Below are 22,246 nucleotides of genomic sequence, written 5' to 3' on the forward strand. Positions count from 1 at the left end.
TCACAGCTCCCGGTACGTGAAGCGTCCCGCGACGGCCGTCCCGAGCACCTGCGTGCCACGGAGTGCGGCGGACGAGGACGCGGCGAGCGGGTCGGACTCGACGAGCACCAGGTCCGCCACGTCGCCGACGGACACGCCGACGCGCCCGTCGGTCGACCCCTGCCACGCGACGAGTGCCGAGAGCCGTTCGGCCGGGTGCCACGGGTCCCGCCCGTCACGGTCCCGCCCGACGGCTGCCGCCATCGACACCCACGGGTCGAGTGGCGCCACCGGGGCGTCCGACCCGAGCAGCAGGCGTGCTCCGGCCCGGGCGAGCGAGGCGAAGGCGAAGGCCCGGTCGGTGTGCCCCGCCCAGTGCCGGTCGGCGATGTCCCGGTCGTCCATGGCGTGCTCGGGTTGCACGGATGCGGCCACCCCGAGCCGGGCGAACCGGTCGACGTCGGTGTCGACGAGCAACTGTGCGTGCTCGATCGTGCCGCGGGCACCGACGGTCTCGAAGACGTCGAGCGCCAGGGTGTTCGCACGGTCGCCGATCGCGTGGATCGCGGGGACGAGCCCGGCGTCGACGGCGCGGCGGGTGATCGCGACGAGCTCCTCGAACGGCCAGGCGAGCACGCCGGAGCCGTCGGTCATGGCGGCGGTCCGGGTGCCGAGCGACCCGTCCGTGACCACCTTGAACGGTCCCATCGTGAGCAGGCCCCGCGTGCCCTCGACCACGTCGCCGGTGCGCAGCCCCCGGGCGATGGCCTGGTCGAGCTCGGCCGGGTACACCCCGGACGCGACTCGGATCGCGTCGGTGCCGGCGTGGATCCGGCGGCGCCAGCGGTCGAGCCCGAAGCGCATCTCGAGGTCGACCACGCCCGTCACCCCGCGGGCCGCCGCGGCCTCGGCGGCATCCGTCACGTAGGCGTCGAGCAGGTCGTCCGGCACCTGCGACAGCGCACCGGTCACGTCGAACGCGTCCTGCTCGCGCAGGACCCCGTCCTCGCCCGCCTCGAGCGGTCGGCCGACAGCAGCCGAGAAGTGCGCGAGTGCGAGCGCGTTGCACCACACCGCGTGCAGGTCCGCGCTGATGACGACGACCGGGAGGCCCGGTGCGGCTCGGTCGAGCAGCTCGCGTCGTGCGGGGCGCGGCCACATCCCGTCGCGGTAGCCGTGTCCGACCACGACGCGGTCCGCCACGCCCGCCCGCGCGACGGCGGCGAGCAGGTCGGCGGTCGCCTCGGCGGAGTCGCAGCCGGTGACGTCGACACGGCGGCGGACGAGTGCCCACTGGTCGAAGTGCGTGTGGTGGTCGCGGAGCCCCGGGCCGAGCCAGGCGCCGGCCGCCTCGACCACGTCGGTGTCGACGCCCGTGGGGTCGAGCGTGCCGGTCGGCGCGATCTCGGTGACCCGGCCGTCGACGACGCGGACGTCGGCAGGGGCCCCGGAGGTGCCCACCCTGCGGACGGTGCGCAGCAGGATCTCGCTCATCGCGCCTCCCGGCTGTCCGTCGTGGACCCTCCGGACCGGACCCGTTCCATCTCGGCGGCGAGCGCCGGCGACGCGTAGGGGCCGTCGCCCCGCAGCCCGGCGACGATGCGGTCGATCACCTCGGGAGCCTTGTTCTGGGAGAGCTTCGCGCGGGCGTCGAACCGGGTGACGCGGATCCGGATGCCGACGGTGCCCTTCGCCATCCGGCGTGCGGTCTGCTCGTCGATCTCGAGCGAGACCGGCTCCGGCATGACCTGCTCGAAGTGGTCGACGAGCTCGCCGAGCACCCGGAAGTTCTCGTCGTCGGACAGGAGCTCGGGGGTGCCCCAGACATGGGCGGTGACGTGGTTCCAGGTCGGCACGAACTGCTCCGGCGGGTACCAGGCGGGGGAGACGTAGCCGTGCGGGCCCTGGAACACGACGAGGACCTCGTGCCGTCCGAGTTCGTGCGCGAGCTCGTCGGGGCGGCCGACGTGGGACACCAGGACGAGGGCGTCCGGGTCGTCGTCGGGGCCGGGGGCCTCGAGCAGCACCGGGTAGTGCGAGGCGACCAGCCCGGCCGCGGTGTGCGACACGATCGTCGCCCACGGGTTCCCGGTGATGAGGCGTCGGACCTCGTCGACGTCGGTCATCAGGAAGTGCGGTGTGTGGCGCATGCTCCGAGCGTTGCACAACGGGCTCGGTCGCGCGACGGGTGTCGTTTCTTCTGTGTTTCTGCGCGGTAAAACTCTCAGAGCGCATTGAAAGAAGTCTTGTGGTCGGGATTCGAACCGTCCTAGCTTTCCCACCACGACGACCGGGCAGGGATCCGGCCGCACCCGATCGAGGAGAGATCATGCGACGCAGGACGATCGCCGCGCTGGCCGCGGCGGCAACCTTGGCACTGGTGGCGACCGGCTGTTCGGCGGGCGGCGCGGCCGACGACGCTCCCTCGAGCCTGGTCTACGCGACCGGCGAACCCGACCACCTGACCCCGGGCCGGCAGACCGTGGCCTTCGACCAGGTGATGAGCGTCTTCGCGCCGCTCACCCAGACCGACGCCGACGGTGATCTGCAGGACGTCGCCGCGAAGAGCGTCGAGAGCGACGACGCCACCACCTGGACGATCACGCTGCGGGACGGCTGGACGTTCCAGAACGGCGAGGCCGTCACGCCGGAGAGCTACGTGAAGGCCTGGAACCACGTCGCCTACGGCCCGAACGCGTGGGAGAACAGCGGTCAGCTCGCCGGGATCGTCGGGTACACGGACCTCAACCCGGCGAAGGGCACCCCGAAGACCAAGGAGATGTCGGGGCTGGAGGTCACCGGCAAGGACACCTTCACGGTCACGCTCACCCACGCGGACAGCCAGTTCCCCCTGCAGCTCAGCCAGGCCCAGACGGCGTTCTACCCGATGCCCGAGGCCGCCTACGACGACCTGAAGGCGTACGACAGGAAGCCGATCGGCAACGGCCCCTACGAGATGACGAAGGCGTGGAAGGCGGACCAGGAGTTCACCGTCACGGCGTGGAAGGACTACGAGGGCACGAAGCCCGCCACCGACGAGGTGACCTTCCGCAGCTACTCCGACATGAACACCGCCTACACGGACGTCCTGGCCGGCAACGCCGACGTGCTGTTCCTGCCGACCGACAAGATGACGAGCGCGAAGGCCGACTTCGGTGACCGCCTGCACTCGTTCGACGCCCCCGGCATCGACTACCTCGGGTTCCCGCTGTGGGACGACCGGTACTCCGACCCCGACGTGCGCCGCGCGATCTCGATGTCGATCGACCGTGACGAGGTCAACGACGCGATCTACGGCGGCCTGTACGACCCGGCCACCGCGTTGACCCCACCGTCGATGTCCGGCACCGAGGAGGGCATCTGCGGCGACGCCTGCGAGTTCGACCCGGCAGCGGCGAAGAAGCTCCTCGCGAGCGCCGGCGGGTTCGACGGCACCCTGACGCTCGTCTACCCGGGCGGCACCGGCCTCGACTCCCTGTACGAGGCGTACGCCAACCAGATCCGGCAGAACCTGGGCGTCGACGCCGAGGCGAAGGCCACCACCGACTGGGCGTCGTACTACTCGGAGCTCACCGACAAGACCGTCGCCGGTCCGCACTTCGGCCACTGGGGCGCGCTGTACATCAGCCAGCAGAACACGCTCCGCGCGCTGTTCACCACGGCCGGCGGCTGCTCCCCGTGCACCGGCTACTACCAGTCCGACGACGTCGACTCGCTGCTCGCGAAGGCCGACTCCGCCGGGTCCCAGGACGAGGCGAACGGGTACTACACGAAGACGCAGGAGGCCGTGCTGGAGGACTTCCCGATCGTCCCGACCTTCTTCGACAAGTACTCGTACGTCACGAGCGACAAGATCGCGAAGCTGCCGGCGGTGGCGGGCAGTCCGGTCATCGCGCAGATCACCGTGAAGTAGGGCGGGGCATGGAGCAGCACACCGTCCTCGACCTGGTCCGCGACGTCCCCGACCGCGACGGCTTCCCGCTCGTCGACGACCTGCACGCCCGGTTCGCCGCGCTCGCCGCGTCGCACCCGGACCGGGTCACGGTGACCCGGATCGGCACGAGCCGCCTCGGCGAACCCCTGCACAGCTACCGCATCGGCACCGGGTCGCACGCGGCCGTCGTGGTCGGCGGGGTGCACCCGAACGAGCCGATCGGTTCGTGGACGGCGCTGCACCTCGCCGAGACGGCCCTGGGCGACGAGCGTGTGCGAACGCTCGACGTCACCTGGCACATCGTCCCGACGATCGACCCGGACGGCATGCGGCTCAACGAGGCGTGGTTCCACGACCCGCACGACCGCGTCTTCTACGCGCGGAACTTCTACCGGCCCGCCCCGGACAGCCAGGTCGAGTGGACGTTCCCGAACAGCTACAAGTCGGTGTACTTCGACCAGGTGCTGCCCGAGACGCTCGCGTTCATGCGGCTCATCGACGACACCGAGCCGGACCTGCTCGTGAGCCTGCACAACGGCGAGATGGGCGGGGTCTACTACTACCTGTCCGAGGACCTGCCCGACGTCGTCGACACCCTGCACGCGGTGCCGGCCGCACTCGGGCTGCCGCTCGACACCGGGGAGCCGGAGTCACCGTACCTGCGGGAGCTCGCCCCGGCGGTGTTCGCGATGGACGGCATCGAGACGGCGTACACCTACCTCGAGGAGCTCGGTGTCGACCCCGGCGAGCACATCCACGGCGGGTCGAGCGCAGCGTGGGCGATGCGGCACGGGGCCCTCTGCATGGTGGCCGAGCTGCCGTACTGGAGCCATCCCGACGCCGACGACCAGGCCCCGACCGACGAGTCGTACGCCGACCTGCTCCGCCGGTGCGCAGACGAGCTCGGTGCCTCGGGTGCGGAACTGCAGGCGTTCCTCGACGAGGCGTCGCCGATGCTCTCGATCCCGTCCCCGTTCGTCGAGGCCTCCCGGGCGTTCGTGCCGATGCTCGTCGGGATCGCGGACACCGACCGTCGCCGGGCCGAGCGGGAACCGGCCGACCGGACGGCCACCGTCGCGGAGCGCTTCGGCTGCGAGGACCTCGTCCGCTGCTTCCGTCTGCGCTACGGCGGCATGCTCCTGCGTGCCGTCGAGGCGGAGACGACCGCCGGCACGGCGTCCGCGCCGCTCCGGCGGCTCCGCGACCGCCTGGCCGAGCGGTACGCGCACTGGCAGGCGGACGCGTCGACGGGTGCGCAGCCGATCCCGGTGGGCAAGCTGGTGGGGGTGCAGTACGGGGCGATCCTCGCCTGCGCGGCGCACGTGGCGGACCCGACCCGCGCCTCCCGTCCGCCCCTGGTCACCACGGGACAGGCGGGAGGCGCGTGATGCGTCCGACGCTCGCCGCCGGTCGCCGACTCGGCGGCCTGGTGATCGTGTTCCTCGGGGTGACCTTCCTGATCTACGCGATGACGTTCGCGCTGCCGGGCGACCCGATCAAGGCGCTCGGCGGTGAGCGACCGCTCACCGACACCGTCGTGCGGACGCTGCGGGCGGAGTACCACCTGGACCAGCCCCTGTGGCTGCAGTACGTGCAGTACCTGGGCGGCCTGTTCCGGGGTGACTTCGGCACCGACTTCAACGGGCAGTCGGTCGGCGAGCAGATGGCCTCGCGCTGGCCAGTGACGATCACGCTGGCGCTGAGCGCGTGGGCACTCGAGATCGTCCTCGGCATCGGGCTCGGCGTGGTCTCGGCGCTCCGGCGCGGCACCGTGCTCGACAAGACGGTGCTCGTCGGGACCATCGTCGTCGGAGCCGTACCCGTGTTCGTGCTCGGCGTGGCCCTGCAGCTGGTGTTCTCGGTGCGGCTGCACTGGTTCCCGGTCGCGGGCGTCACCGCCGGGTGGCCGACCGCGTACGTGTTGCCGGCGTTCGTGATCGCCCTGTTCGGCCTGGCCGCGGTGTCCCGGCTCACCCGGACCTCGATGATCGAGACGCTCGACGCCGACTACGTGCGGACGGCCCGCGCCAAGGGGCTCGCGCCGGGCCGGATCGTCGGCGTGCACGTGCTGCGGAACTCGCTCATCCCCACCGCCACCTACCTGGCGACCGACCTCGGGTACCTGATGGGCGGCACCGTCATCATCGAGGGCATCTTCAACCTGCCGGGCGTGGGGAACCTGCTGTTCCAGGGCATCCGCTCGCACGAGGGCGCCGTCGTCGTGGGTATCTCGACCGCCCTCATCCTGGTGTTCCTCGTCACGAGCGTGCTCGTCGACCTGCTGCACGCCGCCCTCGACCCGCGCGTCCGGACAGGAGCCTCCCGATGACCACCGAAGCCCTCGGCGCCACCGTCGAACCCGCCGTCGGGGTCCGGCGTCGGCCACTGCTCGCCGCCGCACGGACGCCGGGGTTCTGGGTGCCCGCGTCGGTGCTCGTGGTGGTCCTGCTCATCGCGGCGTTCCCGCAGCTCTTCGCCGGCCTGTTCGGCCACGGCGACCCCCGGGTGTGCGACCTCGGCCGGAGCGGGGCGTCGGCGAGCGCCGGGCACCCGTTCGGCTTCGACCTGCAGGGCTGCGACGTGTACGCGAACGTCATCTGGGGCACCCGGTCGTCGATCGCCGTCGCGGTGCTCACGACCCTGCTCGCCGGCATGGTCGCGGTCGTCGTCGGGACCGTCGCGGGCATGGTCGGCGGGTGGGTCGACGCGGTCCTCGCCCGGCTCACCGACGTGTTCCTCGGGTTCCCGTTCCTGCTCGGCGCCGTCGTCGTGCTGAACAGCGTGGGGGAGCGGTCGGTGCTCACCGTGTCGCTCGTGCTCGCCCTGTTCGGGTGGCCGACGATGGCCCGGCTCGTGCGGTCGAGCGTCCGCAGCGTCCGGGGCGCCGAGTTCGTGCTCGCCGCCCGCACGATGGGGTTGTCGACGTGGCGGATCACCACCCGGTACGTGCTGCCGTCGTCGATCTCGCCGCTGCTCGTGCTCGCCACCATCACCGTCGGCGGGGTCATCGTGTCCGAGTCGTCGCTGACCTACCTCGGCATCGGGCTGGAGCGTCCGGCGATCTCGTGGGGGCTGCAGCTGTCCGCGGCGACGTCGCAGTTCCTCCGGGCCCCGCACATGCTCATCGCGCCGGCGGCGTTCCTCGCCGTGACCGTGCTCGCCGTCATCGCGCTCGGCGACACGCTGCGCGCCGCACTCGACCCACGTCGGCGCTGACCATGATCGACACTGACCACGATCGACACCGACCCTGATCGACACCGACGCGTCAGACTCGCTGCAGAACCGCTCTCGAAAGGACCACCGTGACCGACACCCTCTCCGCGTACCGGAAGACCCTGCCCTACATCCGCGAGTGGGTGTCGTACAAGGTGTGGCAGCTGCGGGTGCCCGGCGTGCAGGTCGCCGTCGGGTACGGCGGCGAGGTCCTGTTCGACGAGGCCTGGGGCTACGCCGACGTCGAGGCCGGGCGTCGGCTGACCACCACCGACCTGTTCCGCATCGCCTCGCACTCGAAGACCTTCACCGCGACGGCCCTGCTGCAGCTCGCCGAGCGCGGGTCGCTCCGGCTCGACGACACCGTCGGCACGTACGTCCCCGCACTGGTCGACGGCGGCTCCCCGCTCGCCGACGCCACCCTGCGCGAGCTCATGGAGATGGGTGCCGGCGTCATCCGCGACGGACACGACGGCGACTACTGGTCCCTGCTCCGCCCGTTCCCCGACGAGCAGGAACTCCTGGCGCTCGTGCTCGACCGCGGCCAGAAGGTGCCGACCGGCTCGTCGTTCAACTACTCGAACCTCGGCTACTCGCTGCTCGGCCTGGTCATCGCGGCGGTGTCCGGGCAGTCGTACAACGACTTCGTGCGCGAGTCGATCACCGAACCCCTGGGCTTGCGGAACACCGGCCCCGACTGGGACCCCGCGCGCGCCGACGACTTCGTGGTCGGCTACACCGGCTTCCACACCGCGCGGCACCGGCAGCGCATCGACCACGTCGACACCCGCGCGATGGCCGCCGCCACCGGGTTCCACGGCACCGCGTCCGACCTGGTCCGCTACTTCTCGCAGCACGTGATCGGGCAGGGCACCCTGCTCGACGACCACTCCAAGCGCCTCGCGCAGCGGAAGGCCTGGAGCGCCACCGACGACCCCGCGGCGCGCGGCTACGGCGCCGGGTTCATCGTCGACCGGATCGGCGGACGGGAGATCCGAGGGCACTCGGGCGGGTTCCCGGGACACATCACCCAGTCGATGTTCGACCCCGCGTCCGGGCTCGTCGTCTCCGTGCTGACCAGTGCCGCCGCCGGACCGGCCACGCTCATCGCCACCGCGGTCATTGCCATGCTCGACGCCGCAGCCGACGCCGACGCCCCGGGGACCCCGGTGCCGGACGACGTCGACACCGCCGCCTTCACCGGACGCTTCGCCAACCCGTGGGGTGTCACCGACGTCGCCCGGATCGGTGACCGGCTCGTCGAGGTCGACCCGTCCGGCCCCGAGCCGATGGACACCCCCACCCGACTCGAGGTCGTCGACGCCGACACCCTGCGGATGACCCACGGCAACCGGTTCGGCTCGGTCGACGAGGACATCACCTACACCCGCGACGACGACGGCACCGTGCGGGCGATCCGTGGCGGTGGCGGCATGTCGCAGGAGCCGTGGTCGATCCCGGACGAACGACCCGAGGTGGCCGCCGGGCTGGCCTCGTGACCGACGACCGGGGAGCCGCCGGTACCACCGGCACCGGCACCGGCATCGCCCCCGACGACGACCGGCTGCTCGGACCGGAGCGCCAGGCGTTCGTCGAGGAGTTCGCCCTGATGCTCAACGACGGCGCGGGCATGCCGCTCACCGACGCCCGGGTGCTCGGCTACCTGATGATGACCCGCGCACCGCACTCGTCGTCGTCCGACCTGCAGGCAGCGCTCGGCGCCAGCTCGGGGTCGGTGTCGATGGCCACCCGGCGGCTCGTCGACTCCGGGTTCGTGAAGCGCCACATCGTCCCCGGCGAGCGCAGCCACTACTTCCGGGCCGAGGCCGACGTCTGGGGCTCCTGGCTCGCCAGCGAACGGAAGTACCTCGACCGGCAGCGCGACATCATCGGCCGCGGGCTCGCCGTCGTCGAGGGCGCCGGCCGCACCGGCACGGGCGACGTGGACGCCGAGGTCCGCGAGCGTCTGCTCAACGGCCGCGACTACATGCAGTGGCTGCAGGGCTACCACCGCAAGATGCTCGAGGAGTGGGAGGCCTTCAAGGCTGCCCGCGACGACACCGACCCCCCGGAGACCCCATGAGCGGCACCAGCGACGTCCTGACCGTCGAGCACCTCACCGTCACCTTCGACGTCGACGGCGAGGTGGTCCGCGCCGTCGACGACGCCTCGTTCACCGTGGCCCAGGGCGAGGTCGTCGCGGTCGTGGGGGAGTCCGGCTCCGGCAAGAGCATGACCGCGATGACCGCGATGGGCATCGCTCCCGACGGTGCGCACGCCTCGGGGAGCATCCGGCTCGGCGACCTCGAGGTCATCGGCACCGACGAGCGCACGCTCCGGTCGGTCCGGGGCCGCAGCGTGTCGATGATCTTCCAGGACCCGTCCGCGGCCCTGAACCCGGTGTTCACCATCGGGTTCCAGCTCGCCGAGGCCGTCCGACGCACCGACGGCCCGCACGACCGCGCCGGCGTCCGGGAGCGCTCGCTCGAGCTGCTCCGCGCCGTGGAGGTCCCGGAACCCGAACGCCGCCTGGGCCAGTACCCGCACGAGCTCTCCGGCGGGCAGGCCCAGCGCGTGATGATCGCGATGGCGCTCGCCGCCGACCCGGACCTGCTCATCGCGGACGAGCCGACGACCGCCCTCGACGTCACGGTGCAGGCCGAGGTGCTCGACGTCCTCCGCGCGCTGCGCGAGCGCACCGGCACCGCGATCCTGCTCATCACCCACGACATGGGTGTCGTCGCGGACCTCGCCGACCGCGTGGTCGTGATGCGCCGCGGACGCGTCGTCGAGACCGGGACCGCCGCGGCGGTCTTCGCCGCACCGTCCGCCGAGTACACGCGGGAACTCCTCGCTGCGGTCCCGCGGATGGGCACCGGCTCCGGCCAGGAGGCCCGTCTCGGTTCCGCCACGGAGCCCCCGGCCGCCGTGTTGGACGTCCGGCACCTCGTGGTCGAGTACGGCGGTGCCCTGCGCGGGCGCTTCCGCGCCGTCGACGACGTGTCGTTCACCGTCGGCCGTGGCGAGATCGTCGGCCTCGTGGGGGAGTCCGGCAGCGGCAAGACCACCATCGGCCGGGCCGCGGTCGGCCTCGCGCCGATCACCTCCGGCTCGGTGGTCGTCGACGGCACCGACGTCGCCGGCGCACGACGAGCCGCCCGCCGGCAGATGCGCCAGCACGTCGGCGTGGTGTTCCAGAACCCGCTCCGGTCGCTCAACCCCCGGTACACCGTCGGGCAGACCGTCGCCGAGCCGCTCCGCCAGATCCTCCGGCTGCCGGCGGCCCAGGTCGAGGAGCGTGTCGAGCGGCTCCTCGCCGACGTCGGCCTCGACGGCGGGTACGCCGAGCGCTACCCGCACGAACTCTCCGGGGGCCAACGGCAACGCGTCGCGATCGCCCGCGCGGTGGCGCTCGACCCCGCGCTCCTGATCGCCGACGAGCCGACGAGTGCGCTCGACGTGTCGGTGCAGGCCCGCGTGCTCGACGTGTTCCGCGAGCTGCAGGAGCGCCTCGGGTTCGCGTGCCTGTTCGTCACGCACGACCTCGCCGTGGTCGACACCCTGTGCGACCGGGTCGTCGTGCTGCACGGCGGCCGGGTCGCCGAACACGGGACGCGCGACGCCATCCTCCGGTCTCCGCAGGACCCGTACACGCGACGGCTCATCCAGGCCGCCCCCGTGCCGGACCCCGGGGAGCAGGCACGCCGACGCTCCGAGCGCCTGGCCGCTCGCGCGGGCTGAGGCGGGCGGGAGGCCGGCTCAGCGCACCTCGGCCGAGGCCCACAGCACGCCGGCCCCGCGGCCCACCGGGCGCAGCAGCGGCACCGCGACGAGCACGGCCGCGGCCAGGTAGGCGACGGTCTGCAGCAGGCCCGGGACCGCGAAGGCGACGCCGAGCGACTCCTGCGGGAGCGCCGTGAGGAGCACGGTCCCCGACAGCAGTGCGGTGACGAACCACGCCGCAGCCGTCACCGTGACGATCCAGCCGAAGGCCCGCTGCACGCCCGGTTCACTCCGGACGGTGACGACGCCGAAGGCCACGAGCGCCGCCTGCGCGACGACGAGGAACACGTCGATCAACAGTCCGGGAACCAGCGAAACGAGCGCGAACCCGAGCACGGACACCGCGAACGTGAGCGCCCGGCGGTCTCGAGCACGTACCGCGGCGACGAGCACGACGACGGCAGCGATGCCCCCGAGGACCGTGGCTCCGAGGAGCAGCCCGCGGGGGAGGTCCCAGGGCGCCAACCAGACCGTCCCGACCAGTCCGGCCGCTCCGAACACCAGCGCCGCCACCACCGCGGCCGCCGACACGACCCGTACCCCCGTGCTGCTCTGCATGCCCGCACCCTATGCCCCGGGACCCCGCCAGAGGAACCCGCTCCCCACCGTTCGGCGCCCCGACGACACGCCCGTCCGGCCCCGGGTGCTCGTCCAGACGGCGCGGTCGACTTGACTGCTGTTCGAACACACGTTCGAATACCGTCGTGGGACGGCGTCGCGAGAACCGGTGGCAGCCCCCGGAACACCCGGAGGTCGAGCGTCCGCGCGCGTACTCCCTGTCCGAGGATGCCCGCGGCGGTGACGTCTGCCACGCCGTCACCCCGAAGCCGGTCTGGGCGTGGATCCAGTTCCCGACCTTCCATGTCCGGGTGAAGGCCTTCGCGAAGAGCTGGACCCGCGATGCCGTGCTGGTGGAGTGGGCGCAGTTCGGACAGCAGGCCGAGGCGTGGGTGTGGCGCTCCGCGGTGAAGCACCGCACGCTCCGTGCCGATCGGGACAGCGCGAACCGGAGTCCGCAGAACGCACTGCGTTGACTTCCGTCTTCACCCCGAGGATGGTTTAGCGAACGCGGGTTCAGCAAGTAACTCACTGATCGAGGCATCCGGTCCGGACCCCGTGCTCACGAAGGAGGCACCATGAAGAACGCAGCGGTGCCGTCCTGGGTCGCCCACGTGCTCACCCCGCCCGAGGTCATCAGCGCCTACGTCGAGCGTCGGATCAACGATCCGGCCCTCCTGTCGGGTGAGCAGTCGGAACCCACGTACGCAGACTTCCTGCGCGACGAGTAGACGGTCTTCTCAGGAGGCCCGGATCACGCACCGCCGTCGGCGGACGTGATCCGGGCCTCCTCTTCGTTCACCCCACCGGTCCGCCGCGTCGGCGACGGGCCGACAGCGTCACACCGACGCTCGCGGCGGTGACGCACGCCAGGGCGACCGTCTCGAGTACCGACAGCCCCTCGGCCAGCACGACGAGGCCGGCCAGGGCGGCGATCGCCGGGCCGAGGCTCTGCAGCACCCCGAACACCCGTGTCGGCATCCGGCGGAGCGCGAGCATCTCGAGGGCGTACGGCAGCACGCTCGACAGCACGGCGACGGCGCCGAAGACGACCAGGAGCGTCGGTTCCCGCACGACGCCGTCGACGGCGGACCGGAGCCCGAACGGCAACGACACGAGCATCGCGACCACCATCGACACGACGAGCCCGTCGACACCGGGGATCGCGGCGCCGACGCGCCGGTTCATGACGATGTAGCCCGCCCAGCACCCGGCCGCGAGGACCGCCCAGACGACACCACCCACCTCGGTCACTGCGGTCGGGCCGACACCGAGCAGCACGACCCCGGCGAGCGCCAGCACGGCCCACAGGGCATCACGCCAGCGCCGGGTGTGCACGAGCGACAGGGCGAGTGGCCCGAGGAACTCGATCGTCACGGCGACCCCGATCGGGATGCTCGCGAACGACAGGTAGATGCAGACGTTCATGCCGCCGAGCGCCAGACCGAGGCCGACCGCACCGAGCCACTGTGCCCGCGTCCAGTGCCGGACGCGGGGACGGACCACGAGGGCGAGCACGACGGCGCCGATGACGAGCCGGAGCGTGGCGGCCCCGACCGCGCCGACGTCGTCGAAGTGGGTCTTCGCGATCGCGGCGCCGAGCTGGACGGACACCATCGCGGTGAGGGCCAGCAGGGGCGCGGGGACCCGGTTCATCCCAGGTACGCGAGGACGGCGAGGACGCGGCGGTGGTCCTCTCCGGTGTCCTCGAGTGCGAGCTTGCCGAAGATGCTCGACACGTGCTTCTCGACGGCACCGGTACCGATCACCAGGGCGCGGGCGATGGCGGCGTTCGTGCGGCCCTCGGCCATCAGCCCGAGCACGTCACGTTCGCGCGGGGTCAGGGCTGCGAGCGGGTCGCGACGGCGGCTCATCAGCTGCGTGACGACCTCGGGGTCGAGCACGGTGCCCCCGGCGGCGATCCGGCGAACGGCGTCGTCGATCTCCTCGAGCCGGGTGACACGGTCCTTGAGCAGGTACCCGATGCCGGTCGCACCGGCGGCGAGGACGTCCTCGGCGTAGGTGGCCTCGACGTACTGGGAGAGCAGGAGCACGCCCGTCCGTGGAGCGATCCGGCGGGTCTCGACGGCGGCGCGGACACCCTCGTCGGTGAAGGTCGGCGGCATCCGCACGTCCATCACCACGACGTCGGGCGCACCCTCGGGCAGCGTCGCCAGGAAGGCCCGGGCGTCGGAGTACTGCCCGATGACGTCGATGCCGGCCTCGTCGAGCACGCGGGCCAGGCCCTCGCGCAGCAGGACGGCGTCGTCGACGACGACGGCCCGGATGCGTGCTGCATCCGGGCCGTCTGTCATGCCGACCAGCCTAGTGGGAGCGCGGACGCCCCGGTGGGGTCACGGCCGCTGGTTCGCCGCCGTCGGGACGCCGTTCAGGGCGCCGAGGGGGATCCGGGCGGTGGCCTCGGTCGGGCCGCCCTCGGGGCTCGAGACGACCAGGTCGCCGTCGAGGGCCCGCATGCGGCCGATCAGGCCCTCGATCCCGTGGCCCTGCTGCGGTCGGGCACCACCCCGGCCGTCATCGGTGACGCTGACGGTGAGGTACCAGAGGCCTGAGGCGTCGACGACCAAGCCGAGGTACACCCCGGCGGTGGTTGCGCCGGCGTGCTTCATGGTGTTCGTCAGGAGCTCGCTCACCGTGAAGTACACGTTGCGCTGGATCTCCGTGGCGAGTTCCAGGCCCTCGGGCAGTCGGACGTCCAGGCCCACCGGGATCGGGGTGCGGGCGACCAGTGCCTCGAGCGCCGCGACGAGTCCGCGGTCGAGCAGGATCGGCGGAGCGAAGCCGCGTGACAGGGCGCGCAGTTCGTCGAGGGCGTCCTGGGCGTGCTCGGACGCCTCACCGATGAGCTGCTTGGCCTTCTCGGGGTCCTTCTCGAAGGCGCGCTCGGCGGCGGACAGGTCCATGCGGAGTCGCACCAGCCGCTGCTGCGGGCCGTCGTGCAGGTCGCGCTCGATCTGGCGGAGTGCCTGCCCCTCGGCGGTGACGGCACCGGCGCGGGAGGCCTGCAGGCCGGCGACGCGCTGCTCGAGCTGCTCGGCACGGAAGCCACCCAGCAGGCCGAAGTCGACCCAGTAGTGCGCGAGGACGGACCCGCGGGCCCAGAGCGGGAAGAGCACGACCGAGGCGGCCATCGACAGCAGCCCGAGGGCGCCGAACCCGACGGCGGCCGTCATGTCCCACCCGAAGTACTGCGCGCTCAACCCGTTGGCGAACGCGACCACCGCGAGCGCGACCGGCCAGAGGAAGCCGACGATCAGCAGGGCTCCGGCGCCCACGGTGAAGACCGCGACGAGCGGGTACACGACCGCTGCGTGCAGCAGGTAGAGCCAGTGGTGCGGGTTGGCGACGGCCGACCCCGTGCGGGTCCACCAGTTCTGCTGCCAGCGGGGCGTCCAGTCCACCGGCCGGATCGGCCTCGGGTCGGCCCAGCTCATGCGGAGCTTCTCGAACTGTCCGAGCCACCGCGCCACGAACAGCGCGATGAAGAACATGAGCAGGACGAAGGGGTTGAACAGGTCCCGGAAGCCGCCACCGAAGATCGCGGTCGGGAAGGCGAAGTACAGCGTGCAGAGCAGCACGGCGGTGAGCGCCATGTAGCCGAAGTCCCGCGGCAGGCGCTTCCACGCGTCGCGGTAGAACTGCCCGGCGGTCATGCCGGACCCGCGACCGGAACCACCGACCGGGCCGGACCCGACCCGCGGGGTGGCGCTCCACGACGCCGGCGGGGACTGCGGGGCGTCCTGGGCGTCCTGGGGGTCCTGGTGGTGCTGGCGCGGGTACTGGGGCATCGGCTTGGTGGCTCCAGGGGGCACGGAGTCGCCCAGCGGGACGGTCTGGGCCTGGTCGGGCGAAGGCGTGACGTCGTCCAGCGGGACGGTTCGCGCCTGGTCGAGGCGGTCGGTGTCGGTCATGCATCCAGCCTCGCGATCGCGGAGCCGTTCCCCCATCCTGCCCTCTCCCCACCCCGGGTGGGGTTATCCCCCCTCTTCCACAGTCCGCCCGATCCACGCCCCCGCGTCCTGCCCGTGGATCACGCTCGTCGGATGGGTGATGCGCTCCGAGCACTGATCGACGCCGTCGGGCTCCAGGTGGGGCCGGGCGCCGAGGTCCGGTCCGACGACGAGGCGTGGACGCTCGACGTCGAACCGACGGGCACCCACGCCTGGGTGGCGACGCGATCCCGCTCCGTGTGGGTCCGGCGCGGACACGACCTCGCGCTCGTCGACGCCGGAACCGCTGCCCTGGTCGAAGGGCACGCGACGATCACGATCAGCTCGGGCCCGGAGCGCTCCGGCCCACCCCGGGCCGCGGAGACGTACGCGCTCCCGCACGAGGCACTCTTCGCGCTCACCGGTGTCCTCGTCGGCGCCGCAACGCTCGGACCCCTCGCCGACCGGTCCGCCCGGGGCTCCCTCGCCCGATGTCGGCCTCGCGCTCCGCCACGTCGGGCACCTCGACGGCGGGAGGTGGCACGGCGCCCAGCAGCAGGCCCTCGCCCGAATCGTCGTCACGACCGTGCTCCGCGACAACCCGCCCCCGATGCTCGGCGACAACGGTCTCGCGCGGGTCCTCGACCGACTGTTCGATCCCGCCGGTCGACCATCCTTGCGGGAGCTCCTCGTCGGCATCGACATGTCGGCGCGCACCCTCGAGCGCCGGTGCGTCGCAGCGACGGGATGCTCGGCCGCGCAGCTCGGCCGCTGGTACCGCAGTCTCGCCGTCCGGAGCGCGCTCAGTCATGGAGACCGCCCGTCCGACGTCGCGACCCGCTTCGGCTTCAGCACGACGTCGTCCATGCGGCGGGCCCTCGAGCGGGTCCGACCCCCGGCGAACCGTCGGTGACCGTCGACCGCGGGGTACGGAGGTTCCGCTCCACATCGATGACGGTTCTGGTTCACGATCCTCGGGTTTCGTGAACCAGAACCGTCACGGCGCGGAGAAGACCACGTCGTCCCGTGCCGGCGCAGGTGCGGTGCGGCGCGCCGGTCGCGGCGGCAGCACGAGTGGGCGGGAGCGGGGAGCGAGTCGTCGGGGCCGACCTCCGGAGCGGGTCAGACGGGGGCGCGGCCGGTGGACTCGCGGACGCTCAGGGTGAGCGACGGGCCCGGGCGTGACGGCAGCGGGGCGCTGGCGTCGATCTGCGCGCGCAGCAGGGTCGCCGCGCGCTGCCCGAGCTCGACGGTGTCGCGGGTGAGCGAGGTGATCGCCGGGCGGACGAGCCGGATCATCGCCGAGTCGTCGAAGGACACGATCGAGACGTCGCCGGGCACCGCGACGCCCATCTCGCTCGCCACGCCCAGCCCGGCGACGGCGAGCACGTCGTTGTCGTAGACGATCGCGGTCGGTCGGACGCTCCGGGACAACAGGGTGCGGGTGACGCTCGCGCCGGCCTCGGCCGAGTAGTCCGTCGGCACCGAGACCGCGTCGTCGAGCCCCTCGTCGGCAGCGAACGCCCGGAGCCGGTCCATGCGCATGGCGGTGTGTTCGAACTCGGGCCGCCCGGCGACGTGGGCGATGCGTCGGTGCCCGAGGGCGTGCAGGTACCGCAGAACGGTGTCGGTGGCGTCCGAGTCGTCGATCCAGACCGTGGGAGCGGCACCGTCGGGGGAGGGGTGCGAGCCGACGACGACGGTCGGCATGCCGAGGTCGGCGAGCAGGGCGAGCCGGGCATCGTCGCGACGGGGGTCGATCACGATCACGCCGTCGACACGGTGTCCGCGCCACCAGTCCCGGTAGGTCTCGAGTTCTTCCTCGGCATCGCGCGCGACGAGCAGGTTCATGCCGACGTGGGTGCCGGCGAGCCCGAGCTGGATACCGGAGATCAGGTCGCCGAAGAACGACTCCGTGCCCAGGGTCCGGGCCGGGCGGTTCAGCACGAACCCGATGGAACCGGCCTTCGCGCCGCCGAGCGCCCGGGCCGCGGTGTGCGGTTGCCAGTCGAGCTCGCGGGCGATCTCGCGCACGCGGCGACGGGTCTCGTCGGAGACGCCGGGGCGATCGTTCAACGCGAACGACACCGCGCTGATGGACACACCGGCCCGCGCGGCGATGTCGGCGATCGTCGTTCGACGCTTGGTGGCCACGGGGTTGACTATAGCGCTTTAGTCATCCACAGTGGCTGCCACACCCGGGTTCGGTGATTGCTGCTGAATCGGTTCAGCTATGACGAGGGAGTCAGACGCCATGAGGACCACCACACGCATGACGAGGGGCCGCGCCACCGCGCTGCTCGCGACGGCCGCCGCCACGGCGCTCGTCCTGACCGGCTGCTCGAGCGGCGGGAACGCGGCCGACAACGGCGGCGGCGAGATCAGCGGCACCATCACCCTGCAGACCTGGGCGCTCACGCCGACCTACACGGGCTACCTCAACGGGGTCATCAAGGACTTCGAGCAGGCCCACCCGGACGCGAAGGTCAAGCTGCAGGACCAGCCCGGCGACGGGTACGCCGACAAGGTGCTCAGCCAGGCCTCGTCGAACAGCCTGCCCGACGTGATCAACCTGCCGCCGGACATCGCCCTGCCGCTCGCGAAGCGCGGGTTCCTGCAGGACGTCGCGAAGGACGACTCGAAGCTCGCCAGCACGTACGTCGCCGGCGCGGTGGACTCTTACAAGTACAAGGGAGTGGACGGCACGTTCGGGTACCCCTGGTACCTCAACACGGACGTGAACTACTGGAACTCGACGATGTTCGCCAAGTGCGGCCTCGACGCGGAGAACCCGCCGAAGACCACCGACGAGCTGTTCACGCAGGCGAAGACCATGCACGACAACTGCCCGACCGACTACCTGATGAGCCGGAAGCCCGGCCTCGGCGACTTCACGCTCGCCGGCGTCAAGGTGCTCAACGCCGACGGCACGAAGTTCACCTTCGCCGACTCGTCGAAGGCCGCCGACCTGATCGAGCGCTACAAGGACGCGTACCAGGACGGTTACATGCCCTCCAACGTGCTGAACAGCGACTACCTCGGCAACTCCACCCTCTTCACGCAGGCCAAGGTCGCCTGGACCACCGGTGGGGCCACCTCGCTCGCCGACTTCGAGAAGAACAACCCGTCGCTCAAGGGCAAGGTCACCGTCAGCCCCGCACTCGACACCCCGCCGCTCTACGTGCAGGGCCTGTCGGTCTCGAGCAAGTCGAAGCACCTCGCCACCGCCGAGGCCTTCGCGGAGTTCATGACGAACGCGAAGAACCAGGAGGCGTTCGCCCACAAGGTGAACATCTTCCCGTCCACCACGTCGTCGCAGTCCGACCCGTACTTCTCGAAGGACGACGGCACCGTGAACGGCGAGGCCCGGGTCCTGGCGAACGAGGCCCTGAAGACGGCGAAGGTCATCAACCCGGTCGAGGCGAACTCCGCGATGACGGACTTCCTCGACCAGCAGATCGCCCTCGCGATGAAGGGCCAGGTGTCGCCCGAGAAGGCGCTGCAGACCGCCCAGACCAAGATGAACAGCCTGCTGGCCAACGGCTGATCCGGTCCCGGAGAAGGAAGAGGGAGGATCGTCATGCGTGCGAACCGCTGGTACACGCCCTGGTTGCTCGTCCTGCCGGCACTGATCTGGCTCGTCGCGTTCAGCCTGTGGCCCTCGATCAACACGGTCCGGTTGTCGTTCACGAACGCCAGCCCGCTCGGCGGCGTCAGCCAATGGGTCGGGGTCCAGAACTTCCAGACCCTGCTCGCCGACCCCCAGGTGTGGGAGGCGCTGCTCAACAGCGTCATCTACATGGCGGTGTGCCTGCCGCTGCTGACGGTCCTCCCGCTCCTCATCGCGGTGCTCGTGCAGCAGAAGCTGCCCGGGATCGCGTTCTTCCGCACCGCGTTCTACACGCCGGTCATCGCGTCCGCGGTGGTCGTCGGGCTCATCTGGACGTGGATCCTCGACGACCGCGGTGTCATCAACGAGATGGCGCAGGCCCTCGGCGTCGTGCAGGGCAGCGTCCCGTTCCTGACCGACCGCTGGCTGTTGCTCCTCAGCGCCATCAGCCTGACGGTGTGGAAGGGGCTCGGCTACTACATGATCATCTTCCTGGCCGCCCTCGGGAACGTCGGCAAGGACCTGCACGAGGCCGCCGCGCTCGACGGCGCGGGCGCGGTCCGACGCTTCTGGTCGGTCACGATGCCCGGGGTCCGCGGCACCATGACGCTCGTCGGGATCCTGGTGTGCGTCTCTGCCCTCCGGGTGTTCAGCGAGCTCTACATCCTCACGAACGGCACCGGTGGGCCCGGCGGGCAGGACAACTCGCTCGTCATGCTCATCCAGCAGTACGCCCGCGGCTTCACCGGCAACCTCGGCTACGCGTCCGCCCTGAGCCTCCTGCTCTTCGTCGTGACGCTCGTCCCGATGCTGGCCCTCGCCCGGATGAACAGCAAGGCGGACAAGTGACGAACACGACCAGCACGACCGAACCCGTCGTCGGCGGCGCGCAGGGTGCTGCCAGCCCGACGCCGGACGTGACCGGCGCGACCGACGCGGGACGGGCCTCCAGGCAGAACGGACGCGGGCGGCGCCGCGCGGTCTGGGGCGTCATGTCCACGCGCGAGAAGGTCGTCCGCTACGTCCTGCTCATCGTGGTGCTCTTCATCACGATCGGCCCGTTCCTGTGGCAGCTGTCCACGTCGCTCAAGGGTGCCGGTGAGGACATCTACACCGCGAACCCGTCCTTCATCCCGACGGAGCCGACCTTCGAGAACTACCTCAAGGTCGCCGCCGCGATCCCGGTGTGGCGGTACATCGGCAACTCGTTGCTCGTCGCCGCGATCGACGTGCTCGGCAACATCGTGTTCGCGACCCTGGCCGGCTTCGCCCTCGCCCGTCTGCAGTGGCGGCACCGGAAGCTCGTGCTCGGCCTGTTCCTCGGCACCCTGGTGCTGCCCGGCGAGGCGACGATCATCTCGCAGTTCGTCACCGTGAAGGACCTCGGCCTGGCCGACAACCTGGTCGGCGTCGCCCTGCCCGGCATGATCGCGGCACTCAACGTCCTGCTGATGTTCAACGCGTTCCGGCAGATCCCCGAGGAGATCGACCAGGCGGCGGTGATGGACGGTGCGAACGCCCTGCAACGCCTGCGGTACATCTCGCTGCCCGCCGTGCAGGGGACCATCGCGGTCATCGCGATCTTCTCGTTCATCGGCGCGTGGGACGACTTCCTCTGGCCGCTCATCGTGCTGCAGTCGCCCGAGAACCTCACCCTGACCGTCGGGTTGCAGTACCTGCAGGGCACGTTCGCCACCGACCAGCGGATGATCGCGGCCGGCACCATGATCGCCTTCATCCCGATCGCCGTGATCTTCGCCGTCCTGCAGCGCTTCTTCTTCAAGGGCGTCGAAGAGGGCGGTGTGAAGGGCTGATGCGCTTCGGGGTCAACTACACGCCCTCGGTCGGCTGGTTCCACTCGTGGCTCGACTTCTCGCGGTCGGACACCGCCAGGGACCTCGAGGCGATCGCGTCGATCGGCGCAGACCACGTGCGGATATTCCCGCTCTGGCCGGTCGTCCAGCCGAACCGGACGCTCATCCGGCAGCAGGCCCTCGACGACGTCGCGACGGTCGTCGACCTCGCCGGGTCGTTCGGGCTCGACGTCAACGTGGACGCGCTGCAGGGGCACCTGTCGAGCTTCGACTTCGTGCCGTCCTGGCTGGACAGCTGGCACCGCCGCAACATGTTCACCGACCCGGACGTGGTCGCCTCGACCGCCGCGTACGTCCGGGCGCTCGCCGGAGCGGTCGCCGACAGGCCGAACCTGCTCGGCATCACCATCGGCAACGAGGTCAACCAGTTCGCGCACGCGCCGCACCCCGCACCGCACGCGATCACGGCGGAGCAGGGGCACGCGTGGGCGGCGGCGATGGTCGCGGCGGCGCGAGCGGGGCTGTCGGACGGATCATCGGCGTTGCCTGCGTCGTCCGTGTCGGTCGGCCTGGAGGCGCGGCTCGACCCCGCCTCGTCGGTCCCGCCCGCCAACGGGTCGCGTCCCGGGCCGCTGGTCACCGTCGCGCAGTACGACGCGGCCTGGTACGACGACGCCCAGCCCTTCGGCCCGGAGCACGCGGCGGACCACGGCGACGCCACGGTCACGCACTCGTGGGTGTTCAACGGCTCCGCGGCACTGCACGGCGCACTCGGGGCCGGGTCGGTGCGGCACGGGGAGTACCTGCTCCAGCTCGCCGCCGCCTGGAACCACGACGCCGCCCGGCCGAACTGGCTGCAGGAGGTCGGCGCCCCCACCAACGTCGTCGACCCCGCCGACGCCGCCGCGTTCACCGAGCAGACCATCCGGCACGTGCTCGACGCGCAGCAGGTGCTCGGGGTGACCTGGTGGTGCTCCCACGACGTCGCCCGGTCGCTCGCCGACTTCCCCGAGCTCGAGTACGACCTCGGGCTGTTCACGAACGACGGACGACTGAAGCCCGCCGGCGAGGCGTTCGCCGCCCTCGCCCGCGGCGAGCACACCCGCGACGCCCGTGCCGCACCGACGACCACCGCGCTCGTCCTCGACGACGTGCTCTCCGACGGCACCGTCCGGCACGGCACCCGCGCCGACTGCGCCCCCGGGGGTCGGTTCGCCGCCGCCTGGCTCGCCCTGGCCGAGGCCGCACCGGACGGCCGCGGCCCGCAGGTCGTCCTGCGCTCCCGACTGTCGGACACCGCGCTGCTGGCCGCCCGAGGCATCGACCGCTGCGTCGACGTGCCGTCCGACCTCGACACCACCACCGTCCGCGTCGCCCACCCGGCGACGACGCCCTGACCCCG

At 71.6% G+C, this 22,246-nt stretch carries 21 protein-coding genes; 14 read left to right on the top strand and 7 right to left on the bottom strand.

All coding sequences use genetic code 11. The features are described 5' to 3' along the window. Together Q9R26_RS10465 and Q9R26_RS10470 are read right to left on the bottom strand one after the other, a co-directional pair. Complete coding sequence (locus Q9R26_RS10465; RefSeq protein ID WP_311227236.1) at nt 1–1,473, bottom strand: amidohydrolase family protein; 1,473 nt, start codon at nt 1,471–1,473, stop codon at nt 1–3. Continuing rightward, entirely contained in the window at nt 1,470–2,129 is a 660-nt protein-coding gene (locus tag Q9R26_RS10470; protein WP_311227237.1) for an FMN-binding negative transcriptional regulator, read from the bottom strand. Before Q9R26_RS10470 ends, Q9R26_RS10465 begins: the two co-directional genes overlap by 4 nt. Before the next feature lie 179 nt (nt 2,130–2,308). On the opposite strand from Q9R26_RS10470, the gene Q9R26_RS10475 reads away from it, so the two are divergent. The 7 genes from Q9R26_RS10475 (at nt 2,309) to Q9R26_RS10505 (ending at nt 10,870) form a co-directional block, all read left to right on the top strand. After that, a complete protein-coding gene (locus Q9R26_RS10475) occupies nt 2,309–3,892 on the top strand; it encodes an ABC transporter substrate-binding protein (protein ID WP_311227238.1) in 1,584 nt (527 codons plus the stop codon). A gap of 8 nt (nt 3,893–3,900) precedes the next feature. After that, nucleotides 3,901–5,301 carry a M14 family zinc carboxypeptidase gene (locus Q9R26_RS10480; protein WP_311227239.1) on the top strand — a complete coding sequence of 467 codons (1,401 nt, stop codon included), beginning with the start codon at nt 3,901–3,903 and terminating at the stop codon, nt 5,299–5,301. Further along, entirely contained in the window at nt 5,301–6,242 is a 942-nt protein-coding gene (locus tag Q9R26_RS10485; RefSeq protein WP_182064858.1) for an ABC transporter permease, read from the top strand. Before Q9R26_RS10480 ends, Q9R26_RS10485 begins: the two co-directional genes overlap by 1 nt. After that, nucleotides 6,239–7,129, top strand: coding sequence for an ABC transporter permease (locus Q9R26_RS10490; RefSeq protein WP_311227240.1), 891 nt, complete (start codon nt 6,239–6,241; stop codon nt 7,127–7,129). Before Q9R26_RS10485 ends, Q9R26_RS10490 begins: the two co-directional genes overlap by 4 nt. Nucleotides 7,130–7,218: 89 nt before the next feature. After that, nucleotides 7,219–8,628 carry a serine hydrolase gene (locus tag Q9R26_RS10495; protein ID WP_259362703.1) on the top strand — a complete coding sequence of 470 codons (1,410 nt, stop codon included), beginning with the start codon at nt 7,219–7,221 and terminating at the stop codon, nt 8,626–8,628. Continuing rightward, a complete protein-coding gene (locus tag Q9R26_RS10500; RefSeq protein WP_311227241.1) occupies nt 8,625–9,212 on the top strand; it encodes a MarR family transcriptional regulator in 588 nt (195 codons plus the stop codon). Before Q9R26_RS10495 ends, Q9R26_RS10500 begins: the two co-directional genes overlap by 4 nt. Then, nucleotides 9,209–10,870, top strand: a complete 1,662-nt coding sequence (locus Q9R26_RS10505; RefSeq protein WP_311227242.1) for an ABC transporter ATP-binding protein — start codon at nt 9,209–9,211, stop codon at nt 10,868–10,870. Before Q9R26_RS10500 ends, Q9R26_RS10505 begins: the two co-directional genes overlap by 4 nt. An 18-nt stretch (nt 10,871–10,888) precedes the next feature. Here the strand turns inward: Q9R26_RS10505 and Q9R26_RS10510 are convergent, their stop codons facing one another. After that, nucleotides 10,889–11,470 (bottom strand): hypothetical protein, encoded by a 582-nt coding sequence (locus tag Q9R26_RS10510; protein WP_311227243.1) that lies wholly within the window; start codon nt 11,468–11,470, stop codon nt 10,889–10,891. A gap of 146 nt (nt 11,471–11,616) precedes the next feature. Here Q9R26_RS10510 and Q9R26_RS10515 point away from each other — a divergent pair, with 146 nt between their 5' ends. Together Q9R26_RS10515 and Q9R26_RS10520 are read left to right on the top strand one after the other, a co-directional pair. Then, complete coding sequence (locus Q9R26_RS10515; RefSeq protein WP_035807629.1) at nt 11,617–11,946, top strand: hypothetical protein; 330 nt, start codon at nt 11,617–11,619, stop codon at nt 11,944–11,946. A 102-nt stretch (nt 11,947–12,048) separates the two neighbouring features. Further along, nucleotides 12,049–12,201 carry a hypothetical protein gene (locus tag Q9R26_RS10520; RefSeq protein ID WP_017886018.1) on the top strand — a complete coding sequence of 51 codons (153 nt, stop codon included), beginning with the start codon at nt 12,049–12,051 and terminating at the stop codon, nt 12,199–12,201. 67 nt (nt 12,202–12,268) lie between these two features. On the opposite strand, the gene Q9R26_RS10525 is transcribed toward Q9R26_RS10520, so the two are convergent. The 3 genes from Q9R26_RS10525 to Q9R26_RS10535 are packed head-to-tail and all read right to left on the bottom strand — an operon-like array spanning nt 12,269 to nt 15,402. Then, a complete protein-coding gene (locus tag Q9R26_RS10525; RefSeq protein WP_182064853.1) occupies nt 12,269–13,126 on the bottom strand; it encodes a DMT family transporter in 858 nt (285 codons plus the stop codon). Then, a complete protein-coding gene (locus Q9R26_RS10530; RefSeq protein ID WP_027464682.1) occupies nt 13,123–13,785 on the bottom strand; it encodes a response regulator transcription factor in 663 nt (220 codons plus the stop codon). The genes Q9R26_RS10525 and Q9R26_RS10530 overlap by 4 nt, the downstream gene beginning before the upstream one ends. A 39-nt stretch (nt 13,786–13,824) precedes the next feature. Next, nucleotides 13,825–15,402 carry a histidine kinase gene (locus tag Q9R26_RS10535; protein WP_311227244.1) on the bottom strand — a complete coding sequence of 526 codons (1,578 nt, stop codon included), beginning with the start codon at nt 15,400–15,402 and terminating at the stop codon, nt 13,825–13,827. Nucleotides 15,403–15,844: 442 nt separating this feature from the next. On the opposite strand from Q9R26_RS10535, the gene Q9R26_RS10540 reads away from it, so the two are divergent. Continuing rightward, nucleotides 15,845–16,333 carry a helix-turn-helix domain-containing protein gene (locus Q9R26_RS10540; protein WP_311227245.1) on the top strand — a complete coding sequence of 163 codons (489 nt, stop codon included), beginning with the start codon at nt 15,845–15,847 and terminating at the stop codon, nt 16,331–16,333. Nucleotides 16,334–16,542: 209 nt separating this feature from the next. On the opposite strand, the gene Q9R26_RS10545 is transcribed toward Q9R26_RS10540, so the two are convergent. After that, a complete protein-coding gene (locus Q9R26_RS10545; RefSeq protein WP_311227246.1) occupies nt 16,543–17,574 on the bottom strand; it encodes a LacI family DNA-binding transcriptional regulator in 1,032 nt (343 codons plus the stop codon). Nucleotides 17,575–17,692: 118 nt separating this feature from the next. Here Q9R26_RS10545 and Q9R26_RS10550 point away from each other — a divergent pair, with 118 nt between their 5' ends. The 4 genes from Q9R26_RS10550 to Q9R26_RS10565 are packed head-to-tail and all read left to right on the top strand — an operon-like array spanning nt 17,693 to nt 22,241. After that, nucleotides 17,693–18,967 carry a sugar ABC transporter substrate-binding protein gene (locus Q9R26_RS10550; protein WP_311227247.1) on the top strand — a complete coding sequence of 425 codons (1,275 nt, stop codon included), beginning with the start codon at nt 17,693–17,695 and terminating at the stop codon, nt 18,965–18,967. Nucleotides 18,968–19,000: 33 nt separating this feature from the next. Continuing rightward, nucleotides 19,001–19,879, top strand: coding sequence for a carbohydrate ABC transporter permease (locus tag Q9R26_RS10555; RefSeq protein ID WP_182064847.1), 879 nt, complete (start codon nt 19,001–19,003; stop codon nt 19,877–19,879). Continuing rightward, on the top strand, nt 19,876–20,844 hold the full coding sequence (locus tag Q9R26_RS10560) for a carbohydrate ABC transporter permease (protein WP_311227248.1): 969 nt from the start codon (nt 19,876–19,878) through the stop codon (nt 20,842–20,844). The genes Q9R26_RS10555 and Q9R26_RS10560 overlap by 4 nt, the downstream gene beginning before the upstream one ends. Further along, complete coding sequence (locus Q9R26_RS10565; protein WP_311227249.1) at nt 20,844–22,241, top strand: glycosyl hydrolase; 1,398 nt, start codon at nt 20,844–20,846, stop codon at nt 22,239–22,241. The genes Q9R26_RS10560 and Q9R26_RS10565 overlap by 1 nt, the downstream gene beginning before the upstream one ends. The last annotated feature ends 5 nt before the right edge of the window (nt 22,242–22,246 follow it).

Source organism: Curtobacterium sp. BRB10 (genome assembly GCF_031844325.1).
In the GTDB taxonomy this organism is placed as follows: domain Bacteria; phylum Actinomycetota; class Actinomycetes; order Actinomycetales; family Microbacteriaceae; genus Curtobacterium; species Curtobacterium poinsettiae_A.